Consider the following 12,186-nt stretch of genomic DNA (forward strand, 5'->3'; position numbering starts at 1 on the left):
GTATCTATCGCTTGGAAGGTTGGGCTTAAGCCGCAACCTTGTGGAAACCACTACCCGCCCATTGCACATCCTTGGGCACAAGACAGCTCTTGTGCTCGATGTGGTATTCAAACTCGCTACGGAAGTGTTTGAGGAAACTTTGCACCGGAAAGGCTGCAGCATCGCCAAGCGCACAGATCGTGCGACCAGAGATATTTCCAAGAACACTACCCAGCAGATCGAGATCTTCGGGCTTGCCCAGACCGTTTTCGATCCGGTGAATAATCTTGTACATCCATGCCGTACCCTCACGACATGGGGTGCACTGACCGCATGACTCTTCGTAGTAGAAGAAAGACAAACGCTCAAGCGCCTTGACCATGCATACCGTCTCGTCCATGACGATGACAGCCCCCGAACCCAGCATCGAACCGCCCTTGCTGATCGAGTCGTAATCCATGGTGCAGTCCATGATCACATCCGCTGGCATTACAGGGGCGGACGAACCACCCGGAATAACTGCCTTCAGCTTGCGACCACCACGCATTCCTCCACACATTTCGAGCAAGGTCGAAAACGGTGTACCGAGGGGAATCTCATAGTTACCCGGACGATTGACATGGCCAGACACCGAGAACAGCTTGGTGCCACCGTTGTTTGGTTTGCCCAAGTTAAGGAAATCTTCGCCCCCCATTTTCAGAATGGAAGGAATGCTCGCAAAGGTTTCGGTATTGTTGATTGTCGTCGGTTTGCCATACAACCCGAAAGATGCCGGGAAGGGTGGCTTGAAGCGCGGCTGCCCTTTCTTGCCTTCGATTGACTCAAGCAGCGCAGTTTCTTCGCCGCAGATATAGGCACCGTAGCCATGGTGAGCAAACAACTCGAAATTGAAACCCGAACCAAGAATATTCTGTCCGATAAAACCGGCGGCACGAGCCTGGTCAAGAGCCTCCTCGAAACGCTTGTACTCAAGCCAGACTTCGCCATGCACGTAGTTATAGCCACGGTTGGCACCCATCGCATAGGCTGCAATGGCCATACCCTCGATGACTGCATGCGGGTTGTAGCGCATGATGTCCCGGTCCTTGAATGTCCCGGGCTCACCTTCATCGGTGTTGCAAACAACGTATTTATCGCCAGGAAACGAACGTGGCATGAAAGACCACTTCAAGCCTGTCGGGAAACCTGCACCACCACGACCACGCAAAACGGATTTTTTGACCTCACTGATCACGTCTTCTTGGGTGATCTTGCTCTCCAGAATACGTTTGAGTTGCGCATAACCGCCACGTGCCACGTAATCATTCAGGCCCCAGCTATTGTCGCCGTTCAGGCCTTCCATCAGGACGCCGTTGATCGAACCAAGCATTGCCATTATTTGCACTCCTCAAGCAGCTTGTCGATCTGTTCCGGATGCATGTGGCTGCACATGGAGCGATTATTGACAATGAATACTGGAGCATCGCCGCAGGCACCCATACACTCCCCTTCTTTCAGGGTGTACTTGCCGTCGCTGGTCGTCTCACCGTAGCCGACACCCAGCTTCTTCTGCAGGTATTCACCGGCGTGATAGCCACCGGAAAGCGCACAAGGCAGGTTGGTACAAACTGTAATCTTGTACTTCCCGACTGGCTTGAGATCATACATGTTGTAAAAGGAAGCGACCTCGTAAGCTGCCATCGGAGCGATAGCAAGATAGTTGGCGACGGCTTCGATTGCCTCAGGGGGCAACCAGCCTTTTTCTTCCTGGGCATGCGCGAGACAGGCCATAACTGCCGACTGAGATTGATCAGCCGGGTATTTGGCAACTTCACGCGCGAACTTCTCGAGGGTTTCAGCGGAAAACATCAGCGGTCGATCTCGCCAAAAACAATATCCTGGGAACCGATAATCGTAACGACGTCGGCAAGCATGTGGCCGCGGGACATTTCGTCCATACCGGCCAGGTGAACATAACCCGGCGCACGAATCTTCATGCGGTATGGCTTGTTTGCACCATCCGAAACGAAGTAGATGCCGAATTCACCCTTCGGGTGTTCGATAGCTGCATAAGCCTCACCCGGCGGAACGTGAATCCCTTCAGTGAAGAGCTTGAAGTGATGAATCAGCTCCTCCATGTTGGTTTTCATATTTTCACGTGATGGCGGAGCAACCTTGTGATTATCAGTGATCACAGGCCCCGGATTCTTGCGGAGCCAGTCAATACACTGCTTGATAATACGGTTCGACTGGAGCATTTCTTCCATGCGAACCAGATAACGATCATAGCTATCGCCGTTCACACCGACCGGGATGTCAAAATCCATCTTGTCATAGGCGGCATACGGCTGCTTCTTGCGCAAGTCCCAAGCAATCCCGGAACCACGCAGCATGGCACCGGAGAACCCCATCTGGCGCGCACGCTCTGGCGTCACGACGCCGACATTAACCAGACGCTGCTTCCAGATCCGGTTATCGGTCAGAAGCGTGTGGTACTCCGCGTGATACGTCGGGAAGCGGTCGGTAAAGTCTTCCAGGAAATCAAGCAACGAACCACCCCGATTACCATTCAGTTCCTTGGCTCTCTTGGCGCTGGTCCAGGTTGAAGCTTCGTATTGCGGCATACGATCCGGCAAGTCGCGATAAACGCCGCCCGGACGGTAATAGGCAGCATGCAGACGAGCACCGGATACAGCCTCGTAAGCATCCATCAGGTCTTCACGCTCGCGGAAAGTATAGAGCGCCATGGTCATCGCGCCAACGTCCAGCGCATGACAACCAATCCAGAGCAAGTGGTTCAGGATACGCGTCACTTCGTCAAACATGGTACGGATGTACTTGCCACGCTCAGGTACTTCGATGCCGAGCAATTTCTCGGTCGCCAGACAGTAAGCATGCTCATTGCACATCATCGACACATAGTCGAGACGATCCATATAGGGCACGGACTGGACCCAAGTACGGGTTTCAGCCAGTTTTTCAGTCGCACGGTGTAGCAGACCAATGTGCGGATCGGCACGCTGGACGACTTCGCCATCAAGTTCGAGAACAAGACGGAGCACACCGTGTGCGGCCGGGTGCTGCGGGCCGAAATTAAGCGTAAAATTGCGGATATCAGCCATGTGCGGGGTCCCCGTAAGTATCTTCGCGCACAATGCGCGGGGTATTTTCACGTGGCTCGATGGTTACCGGCTGGTAAATAACTCGTGCCTGATCCGGGTCGTAGCGCATTTCAACATGACCGGAAATCGGGAAATCCTTACGGAAAGGATGACCGATAAAACCGTAGTCGGTAAGAATACGACGCAAATCATCGTGACCGACAAAGGCGATACCGAACAGATCAAATGCCTCGCGCTCAAACCAGTTAACACTGGTCCACACTGACGTCACCGAGTCGACCGCAGGAAAAGCATCGTCTTCGGCGAAGACACGAACCCGCAGACGCCAATTGTTCGGAATGGACAGAAGATGCGAGACAGCGGCAAACCGCTTGCCTTGCCACGCACCATCACCATAGGTCGAATAATCAACACCGCAAAGATCGATCAACTCATCGAAGCCAAGATCAGCTTCGTCGCGCAGCGTCTGCATCACGGAAAAATAGTCGGCGGAAGCAACTTCAATAGTCACCTCTCCCAACGCAAGCGTCAGCGACTTCAGTTTTTCACCGAAGTGCTTTTGCAAATTCTGGCTAAGCGTTTCCAGCTTGGCGGACATAGTCAATCAGCCTTGGCAATTAACGAGCAATGGTGTTAGTACGGCGAATCTTGTTCTGCAACTGGATGATGCCGTACAGCAAAGCCTCCGCCGTCGGAGGGCAACCGGGGACATAGATATCGACCGGCACAATTCGGTCGCAACCACGCACTACGGAATACGAGTAATGATAGTAGCCACCACCATTGGCACAGGAACCCATGGAAATAACCCAACGCGGCTCTGCCATCTGGTCGTAAACCTTACGCAAGGCCGGCGCCATTTTATTGGTCAGCGTACCAGCAACGATCATTACATCTGACTGACGCGGACTCGGGCGAAAAACCACGCCAAAGCGGTCAAGGTCATAGCGGGCGCAGCCCGCATGAATCATTTCAACCGCACAACAGGCAAGACCAAAAGTCATTGGCCACATCGAACCTGTGCGCATGTAGTTGATTAGCTTGTCAGCCGTCGTGGTGACAAAACCTTCCTGGAGAATACCTTCAATAGCCATGCTTTATTCCCATTCCAGCGCACCCTTGGCCCAGGCATACACGTAGCCAATAACCAGGATGGTAACGAAAACCAGCATTTCGACAAAACCGAACAACTTGATCGATTCAGTCGCGACGATATCCTTGAAAATTGTTGCCCACGGAAACAGGAACGCAATTTCCAGGTCAAAAAGAATGAAAAGGATAGCAATCAGGTAGTAACGCACGTCAAACTTCATACGTGCATCTTCGAAAGCCTCAAAGCCGCACTCGTAGGGAGAAAGCTTCTCCGGATCCGGCTTGCTGGGTGCAAGCAGGAACCCCATTGCAACCGGCAAAACGCCAACCGCAACACCCACCAGGACGAACATCAGGATTGGAAAGTAGTTTTCCATGATCCGCCGCCAATTTTCAGTTTCTTGTACGAAACAGCGCGCCTTACGGCCACTGCCCCAATATTGGTGCCGACGGCGAGACTCGAACTCGCACAGCTTGCGCCACTACCCCCTCAAGATAGCGTGTCTACCAATTTCACCACGTCGGCACTACCATCCGCTTACCCGGCGAGGACTCGTTGCCAGGCAAACAGCCTTGCGTTACTTCGGAATATCTTTTGCCTTGGAAGCCGCATCAACCGGCACCACTGGCGCCTCAACGCCCGCAGACACGGACCCCGAAACCGGCTGCGATTGTACCGTCTCTTGCATCACACTACCAGTCGTTTTTGGCTTATTTGACGCGACGTATGCCAAGGTCAAACTCGTCACAAAGAACACGCCAGCAAGAACTCCGGTTGCACGACTCAGGAAATTTGCCGAGCCCGACGAGCCAAACAAACTACCCGAAGCTCCGCTACCAAAAGCCGCCCCCATGTCTGCTCCCTTGCCGTGCTGCATCAGCACCAACCCGACAATCGCCAGAGCCACGAGAATATGGACCGTCAAAACAACAGAGAATAACCAATTCATTATTTACGCCTATCAATTTGCCGCTTGGCAAATCGCCAGAAAATCGTCCGCAACCAGCGCAGCTCCACCGATCAAACCGCCATCAATGTCCAACTGCGCAAACAAATCTTTTGCATTACCAGGCTTCACACTCCCCCCATAAAGAATGCGAAGCTTTTCAGCCACTACCTTATCGAACCCAGCCACAAACGCCCGGATCGCCGCATGAACTTCCTGAGCCTGCAAAGGAGAGGCCGTAACCCCCGTACCTATCGCCCAGACCGGCTCATAAGCAACAATCACCCCCCCCAGAGCAGAAGCCCCCGAACGCTCAAGCACGGCCGTCAACTGACGCGAAACCACTGCCACAGTCCGACCAGCCTCACGCTCAGCTAACGTTTCGCCAACACACAAGATTGGAACCAGCCCCATCTCCTGCGCCGCAAAAAATTTTTCAGCAACAACAGCATCTGACTCGGCAAACAAACTGCGTCGCTCAGAATGGCCAACCAGCACGTAGCGACAACCAAACTCCACGAGCATCGAGGCTGAAACTTCGCCGGTAAACGCGCCCAGCGGATGCTGGCTGACTGATTGAGCCCCCCAGGCAACAGAAGACCCACCAAGAAGCTGCTGAACCTGCGAGAGATAGGGATAAGGTACGCACACAGCAACATCGCACGCACCACCCAACATCTCATGCCTTATGCGCTCAAGCAGTGCCGCATTTTGCTGGATGCTGCCATGCATTTTCCAGTTCCCGGCGACAAACTTTTTACGCATAAGCTCGCTTATTTTGATTGGCAAAAACCTTTGGATTATAGCGACAGCACGTTGGCACGGCAATATCCATGTCCATGAGCACGCTAGTGTGCTGCCCGCCGGACTATCTCAGCCAGTTTTTCGGCAGCGGACTGGACCAGCGCAGCATCATCGCCCTCCACCATCACTCTCAGCAAAGGCTCGGTCCCTGATGCACGGAGCAAAACCCTGCCCCGCCCTGAAATCTCAGACTCAACCATCGCCAAGCCCGCCATAATTTCAGGATCTTCCTTCCATGAAAATCCTTTGCTGATTGGCACATTAATCAACTTTTGCGGATAGAGACGCAATCCGCCAAGCAGTGATTTCAAATCCTCCCCCGACTGTCGCATGGCGGCGAGAACCTGCAATGCAGCAACCAACCCATCCCCCGTACTATGACGATCAAGGGCAAGGATATGCCCCGAATTCTCACCGCCGAACAACCAGCCTTTTGCGTTGAGCATTTCAACCACATACCGATCGCCCACCGCGGCTCGCGCAAACGGAATATTCATTTTCCCCAAGGCGTGCTCGAGCGCCAGATTGGTCATTAGCGTTCCAACCACACCATCAACCTTGCCCAGACGCGCACGGCCTCGCACGATGGCGTAAAGCAATTGATCACCATCGTAGAGATTACCTTCCGCATCGACCATCTGGATTCGATCCGCATCGCCATCCAGCGCGACACCCAAATCCGCCCGATTAGCAAGAACAGCATCACACAGGGCGCGAGGCGCTGTCGCTCCGAACCCATCATTGATATTCAGGCCATTGGGCTGAGCACCAATGGCAACAACCTCTGCACCCAACTCATGAAAAACGCTAGGTGCTGTGTGATAGGCAGCACCGTGTGCGCAATCAACTACAATTTTCAGACCGCGCAAATCCAGATCGTTTGGAAAGGTACTTTTACAGAATTCAATATACCTGCCACGGGCATCATCAATGCGGGTAGCTCGCCCCAACTCGGCTGCCGGCACGCACACCATCGGCTGATCGATACCTGCTTCAATGGCAGACTCAACCTCATCAGGCAGCTTGGTGCCCTGTGCCGAAAAGAACTTGATCCCGTTGTCGTAATACGGATTGTGTGATGCCGAGATAACAATCCCGGCCTGCAGCCGAAGAGCACGCGTCAGGTAAGCCACAGCCGGCGTCGGAATCGGCCCGACCAGACAGACATCAACACCCGCCGCAGAAAATCCGGCCTCCAGCGCCGACTCAAGCATATACCCCGACAGACGGGTATCTTTACCGATCAGCACAGATGGGCGCTCACCCGCCGGCATTTTGCAATTCTCCATCAACACCTTGCCAGCCGCATAACCAAGCCGCATGACAAAATCCGGCGTGATTGGTGCCTGACCAACACGGCCACGCACGCCGTCAGTCCCAAAATATTTTCTACTCATCATCAAGCTCCCGTTCAATTGCCAACCAGACAGCCAAGGCATCCCTGGTTGCGCCAACATCATGCACACGCAATATTTTCGCACCTTTTTGAGCAGCAAGAAGTGCAGCAGCCACGCTGGCAACCTGGCGCTCCTCAACCGAACGGCCGGTTATCTGCCCAAGCATCGTCTTACGTGAAATCCCCGCCAACACAGGAAAACCCGCGGGAACTGCCGCGGTCAACTGACGAAAAAGCTGTAAATTATGCGTCAGCGTTTTGCCAAATCCGAAACCAGGATCAAGGACCAGCCGCCGATCATCAATGCCCACCGCCCGACAGGCTTTAATTCGCTGCGCGAGAAAATCATGTACCTCACGCACAACATCGCCATAGACCGGTGCTGACTGCATCGTGCCTGGGGCGCCCTGCATGTGCATCAGACAAATTGCACATTCACTCCCGGCAACCGCCTCCAGAGCCCCCGGATGGGACAAGCCAGCGATATCATTGATCATCGAAGCCCCCAGTGCCAGGGCTGAACGCATCACGGCAGGCTTGTAGGTATCCACCGACACGGGGACCCCCCAAGCTGTCACTTCTTTCAGGAGAGGAACGAGACGCGCCAACTCATCCGCCTCAGATGCTGGAATCGCACCTGGGCGCGAAGACTCGGCACCGATGTCGAGAATATCCGCCCCTGCTTCCAGTTGCGCGCGGGCATGCATAATTGCCCGGTCAACATCGCCTGCCAGACCATCACCGGAAAAAGAATCCGGCGTCACATTAACAATCCCCATGACTTTGGGAATAGTCAGATCAAGCTGATAAGAACCACATTGAAGAATTGACATAGCAAGAAACGAAAAAGCCGGGAACAGGCTCCCGGCTTGTTGGTGAATCAGCCCGATCAGGCCGGCGCAGCAGCACTCGGCTCGGCGTCATGGGAGTCATCGGGCTTCGAGGCACGCGACGTACTCTGGCTCGGCTTCGGCGCACGCGGCGGCTTGCCTTCCATGATGTCGTTGATCTGCTCGGCATCGATGGTTTCCCATTCAAGCAGCGCCTTGGTCATCGCCTCCACCTTGTCACGATTTTCTTCAAGGATTTTCCGGGCCAACGCATACTGCTCGTCAATAATCCGACGAATTTCGGCATCAACCTGCTGCATGGTCGCTTCCGAAACACTCTTGTGGGTCGTGACCGAGCGCCCGAGGAAAACCTCACCTTCGTTTTCGCCATACACCATCGGGCCCAGCGCATCCGACATGCCATAGCGGGTCACCATATCGCGCGCCATCGAGGTTGCACGCTCGAAATCGTTGGAAGCGCCCGTCGTCATCTGGTTCATGAACAACTCTTCGGCAATGCGACCACCAAAGAGAACGGCAATGCGACTCATCAGATAGACACGATCATACGCATAGCGGTCCTGCTCGGGCAGTTGCATGGTCAAGCCAAGCGCACGACCGCGCGGGATGATCGTCACCTTGTGAACAGGGTCGGATTTAGGCATGATCTTGGCAACCACGGCATGACCAGACTCGTGATAAGCGGTGTTCATCTTTTCTTCTTCGGACATCACCATGCTGCGGCGCTCACTGCCCATCATGATCTTGTCCTTCGCCATTTCGAAGTCGTCCATATCAACCAGGCGCTTGTTACGGCGAGCAGCAAACAAGGCTGCTTCATTAACCAGATTAGCCAAGTCCGCCCCCGAAAAGCCGGGGGTACCACGAGCAATCACATCGGCTTTGACATCACCGGCGATTGGCACCTTGCGCATGTGAACCTTGAGAATTTCCTCACGGCCGCGAATATCCGGCAAGGGGACGACAACCTGGCGGTCGAAGCGCCCCGGACGAAGCAGAGCCGGGTCCAGGATATCAGGACGATTGGTCGCAGCGATCACGATGATCCCCGAGTGACCTTCAAAACCATCCATTTCAACAAGCAACTGATTCAGCGTTTGCTCGCGCTCGTCATTGCCGCCGCCGACACCCGCACCACGGTGACGGCCAACCGCATCGATTTCATCGATGAAGATGATGCACGGTGCGTGCTTCTTGGCGTTTTCGAACATGTCGCGAACACGAGCCGCACCGACACCGACAAACATTTCAACGAAATCGGAACCGGAGATACTGAAGAAAGGCACTTTTGCCTCACCGGCAATCGCCTTGGCAAGCAAAGTTTTACCCGTACCCGGGTTGCCAACCATTAGCACCCCCTTGGGAATCCGGCCGCCCAACTTCTGGAATTTTGACGGGTCACGCAGAAAATCGACGATTTCCTGAACTTCTTCCTTGGCCTCGTCACAACCAGCAACATCAACAAAGGTGATGACATTCTGAGCCTCGTCCGTCATCCGGGCGCGTGACTTGCCGAAGGAGAATGCACCACCTTTGCCGCCACCCTGCATCTGACGCATGAAGAATACCCAGACGCCGATCAACAACAGCATCGGGAACCAGCTGACAAACAGATTCATCAGGAAAGATGGCTCTTCTTCCGGCTTGGCTTCAATTTTGACGCCACTCTTGAGCAGATCGGAAACCAGCCACAAATCAGGCGGTGCGTACGACGTGATGCGCTTGCCCTCAGTCGTCGTCGCTTTGAGCGTACGTCCTTCCATAACGACCTTGGAGATGCGCCCCTGCTTCACCTCTTCGATGAATTGCGAATATTCGACAGAACCGGTCGCAACCTGACGGCTGTTGAACTGGTTGAAAACCGTCATCAGTACAAGACCGATAACCAGCCAGACTGCGAGGTTTTTGAACATGTTGTTCAAGCTTGCTCTCCTTCTACGGCGCCGAGCGACAAAAACGCCATTCTATACACAACTGTCAGCGCAACACACGACCGAGCAAATAAAGCTCGGCGCTTCGGTCGCGCGAAGCATCGGGTTTACGTACAACAACCGTCTTGAAAACCTCACGCATGGCCCGGAGGAAATTCTCATAATCCGAGCCCTGAAATACTTTGACCAGAAAAGCACCTTCCGGTTTCAAGTGTGCCTTGCAAAACTCCAGACCTAACTCAGCCAGGTACATCACCCGAGCCTGGTCAACCAAAGGCACTCCTGACATATTGGGGGCCATGTCCGACATTACAAGCCCCACAGTCCGGCCATCGAGTTTTTCTTCGAGTTGATGCAGTACTTCATCCTCCCGAAAATCGCCCTGAATGAAGTCGACACCGTGAATCGGTTCCATTTCCAGCAAATCAAGCGCGAAGACCATGCCTCCGCCACCAACTCGCTTGGCCGCCACTTGCGACCAGCCTCCGGGCGTCGCCCCCAAGTCCACGACGACCGCGCCCCTTGCCAGGAGTTTGTCCTTGTCGTCGATTTCCATCAACTTGAAAGCGGCACGCGAACGCCAGCCTTCCTTGCGCGCAAGTTGCACATAGGTATCATTAATGTGCTCACGCATCCATGCTTTACTGGTTCTGGTTCTTTTCATTCGGTAAAATGCCGCTTTTGAAAGGTTTACACATGCTGCAATTATCTTCCGATGCACGCCGCGAATTACGCGCCCGGGCCCACAGCCTCAATCCCGTTGTCTCGATTGCCGAAAATGGCCTGACAGAGGCTGTTCTCAAGGAAATCGAAGTCTGCTTGGCAGCACACGAACTGATCAAAATTCGTGTCTATGGCGACAGCCGAGAAAACCGCCTTGCCTACTACGAGCAAATCTGCGCCAATCTCGGCGCCGCTCCTGTCCAGCACATCGGCAAGCTGCTGATTGTGTACCGCCCCGCCCCGGCAGGCACGCCTGCGGTCAACAAACCCGGCAGCACAAAATCGCGTCGCCCGGCCTCCGAACCGCGCAAGACCAAGCGCGCTTTCCAAGGCTGATCACTTCAGCCCTCGCCCACTCCAGACAACGACCCACAGGCCCAGCATACTCTGCACCAGGTAGAGAATGCTGGAAATGCCATGCCAGGCCGCAAAGCGGTCACGCAATACCGTCTCCATCACTTCGCGTGGCCAGGCATTCGCCTTGAGTTGCGCCATCAAAGGCTGGATACCGAACTGACTGGCTGCCGTTAGCAGCATCATCACCAGAATCAGCCAGAACATGGCTGACCTGAAAGCACGCACGCCACCGCGAACAACAAGAAAAATCAGCAGGTAAGCGGCACAGCCCAAACCCAGCCAGCCAATCAGGGCAAACATTTTTCCAGCCAGCAAACCAGCCAGTTGGCGATCAGCCAGATTGGCAAAGAGAACCGGGGCAACCATATAACCGATTGACCACATGCCGCCTATCCACAAGGTCAGGCAAGAGAGATACAAAGCGTCGGAAAATTTACGCACAGCAGACCTGCAAGGCTGTTTTCAGTCCGGCAATCCTTATTCGTACCGAACGTCAATAATTTCGTATTCGCGCAAACCGCCCGGCGCCTGCACTTGCGCAACGTCACCGGCATACTTGCCAATCAAGGCACGGGCCATCGGTGATGCAACCGACAATTTGCCCGACTTGATATCCGCCTCATCCTCACCCACGATTTGATAGGTCACGGACTCGCCGGAATCCTGATCTTCAATATCCACCGTCGCCCCAAAAACGCAGCGACCATCCGCATCGAGGACTTTCGGATCAATGATCTGTGCATTCGAAAGCTTTCCTTCAACCTCCTGAATGCGCCCTTCAACGAAACCCTGGCGTTCCTTGGCGGCATCGTATTCGGCATTTTCAGACAAATCGCCATGCGATCGTGCCTCGGCAATGGCGGCAATCACGCTGGGGCGCTCGATCGTTTTCAAACGATGCAATTCTTCCCTGAGCTTTTCGGCACCTGCCACGGTCAACGGGACTTTACTCATAATTTTTCCAGCAAAAGGAAAACCGCCGGCGCCCCAATTGGGCTACCCGGC

The 12,186-nt window shown here is 54.3% G+C and carries 15 protein-coding genes and 1 tRNA gene; 1 reads left to right on the forward strand and 15 read right to left on the reverse strand.

The features are described from left to right. Positions 1 to 25: 25 nt before the first annotated feature. The 13 genes from nuoF to rlmE form a co-directional block, all read right to left on the reverse strand. Positions 26 to 1,354, reverse strand: a complete 1,329-nt coding sequence (gene nuoF, locus KI614_RS11275; RefSeq protein ID WP_226405847.1) for an NADH-quinone oxidoreductase subunit NuoF — start codon at positions 1,352 to 1,354, stop codon at positions 26 to 28. Continuing rightward, a complete protein-coding gene (gene nuoE, locus KI614_RS11280; protein WP_226405848.1) occupies positions 1,354 to 1,827 on the reverse strand; it encodes an NADH-quinone oxidoreductase subunit NuoE in 474 nt (157 codons plus the stop codon). The genes nuoF and nuoE overlap by 1 nt, the downstream gene beginning before the upstream one ends. Further along, positions 1,827 to 3,080, reverse strand: coding sequence for an NADH-quinone oxidoreductase subunit D (locus KI614_RS11285; RefSeq protein ID WP_203467151.1), 1,254 nt, complete (start codon positions 3,078 to 3,080; stop codon positions 1,827 to 1,829). Before KI614_RS11285 ends, nuoE begins: the two co-directional genes overlap by 1 nt. Next, positions 3,073 to 3,678: an NADH-quinone oxidoreductase subunit C gene (locus KI614_RS11290; protein WP_226405849.1), complete on the reverse strand. Its 606-nt coding sequence runs from the start codon at positions 3,676 to 3,678 to the stop codon at positions 3,073 to 3,075. The genes KI614_RS11285 and KI614_RS11290 overlap by 8 nt, the downstream gene beginning before the upstream one ends. A gap of 19 nt (positions 3,679 to 3,697) precedes the next feature. After that, the gene (locus KI614_RS11295) at positions 3,698 to 4,174 is read right to left on the reverse strand and encodes a NuoB/complex I 20 kDa subunit family protein (protein WP_203467153.1); all 477 of its coding nucleotides are present in this window, start codon (positions 4,172 to 4,174) and stop codon (positions 3,698 to 3,700) included. Positions 4,175 to 4,177: 3 nt separating this feature from the next. Next, positions 4,178 to 4,552, reverse strand: a complete 375-nt coding sequence (ndhC, locus tag KI614_RS11300) for an NADH-quinone oxidoreductase subunit A (RefSeq protein ID WP_203469410.1) — start codon at positions 4,550 to 4,552, stop codon at positions 4,178 to 4,180. 61 nt (positions 4,553 to 4,613) lie between these two features. Then, positions 4,614 to 4,698 (reverse strand) — tRNA-Leu (locus KI614_RS11305). A gap of 52 nt (positions 4,699 to 4,750) precedes the next feature. Next, positions 4,751 to 5,125, reverse strand: a complete 375-nt coding sequence (gene secG / locus KI614_RS11310; protein ID WP_226409318.1) for a preprotein translocase subunit SecG — start codon at positions 5,123 to 5,125, stop codon at positions 4,751 to 4,753. A 9-nt stretch (positions 5,126 to 5,134) separates the two neighbouring features. Then, positions 5,135 to 5,884 carry a triose-phosphate isomerase gene (gene tpiA / locus KI614_RS11315; RefSeq protein ID WP_226405850.1) on the reverse strand — a complete coding sequence of 250 codons (750 nt, stop codon included), beginning with the start codon at positions 5,882 to 5,884 and terminating at the stop codon, positions 5,135 to 5,137. An 83-nt stretch (positions 5,885 to 5,967) separates the two neighbouring features. Continuing rightward, positions 5,968 to 7,320, reverse strand: a complete 1,353-nt coding sequence (glmM, locus tag KI614_RS11320) for a phosphoglucosamine mutase (RefSeq protein ID WP_226409320.1) — start codon at positions 7,318 to 7,320, stop codon at positions 5,968 to 5,970. After that, positions 7,313 to 8,152: a dihydropteroate synthase gene (folP, locus tag KI614_RS11325; protein ID WP_226405851.1), complete on the reverse strand. Its 840-nt coding sequence runs from the start codon at positions 8,150 to 8,152 to the stop codon at positions 7,313 to 7,315. The genes glmM and folP overlap by 8 nt, the downstream gene beginning before the upstream one ends. 56 nt (positions 8,153 to 8,208) lie before the next feature. Beyond that, positions 8,209 to 10,092 carry an ATP-dependent zinc metalloprotease FtsH gene (ftsH, locus tag KI614_RS11330; protein WP_319002655.1) on the reverse strand — a complete coding sequence of 628 codons (1,884 nt, stop codon included), beginning with the start codon at positions 10,090 to 10,092 and terminating at the stop codon, positions 8,209 to 8,211. 55 nt (positions 10,093 to 10,147) lie between these two features. Next, the gene (gene rlmE / locus KI614_RS11335) at positions 10,148 to 10,765 is read right to left on the reverse strand and encodes a 23S rRNA (uridine(2552)-2'-O)-methyltransferase RlmE (protein ID WP_226405852.1); all 618 of its coding nucleotides are present in this window, start codon (positions 10,763 to 10,765) and stop codon (positions 10,148 to 10,150) included. Positions 10,766 to 10,797: 32 nt separating this feature from the next. Here rlmE and KI614_RS11340 point away from each other — a divergent pair, with 32 nt between their 5' ends. Continuing rightward, a complete protein-coding gene (locus KI614_RS11340) occupies positions 10,798 to 11,160 on the forward strand; it encodes a YhbY family RNA-binding protein (RefSeq protein ID WP_203467157.1) in 363 nt (120 codons plus the stop codon). On the opposite strand, the gene KI614_RS11345 is transcribed toward KI614_RS11340, so the two are convergent. Together KI614_RS11345 and greA are read right to left on the reverse strand one after the other, a co-directional pair. Further along, positions 11,161 to 11,565 carry a DUF4149 domain-containing protein gene (locus KI614_RS11345; RefSeq protein WP_413464149.1) on the reverse strand — a complete coding sequence of 135 codons (405 nt, stop codon included), beginning with the start codon at positions 11,563 to 11,565 and terminating at the stop codon, positions 11,161 to 11,163. A 93-nt stretch (positions 11,566 to 11,658) separates the two neighbouring features. Further along, complete coding sequence (greA, locus tag KI614_RS11350; protein WP_203467159.1) at positions 11,659 to 12,135, reverse strand: transcription elongation factor GreA; 477 nt, start codon at positions 12,133 to 12,135, stop codon at positions 11,659 to 11,661. Positions 12,136 to 12,186: the final 51 nt, after the last annotated feature.

It is taken from the genome of Dechloromonas denitrificans, from assembly GCF_020510665.1.
In the GTDB taxonomy this organism is placed as follows: Bacteria; Pseudomonadota; Gammaproteobacteria; order Burkholderiales; family Rhodocyclaceae; genus Azonexus; species Azonexus denitrificans_B.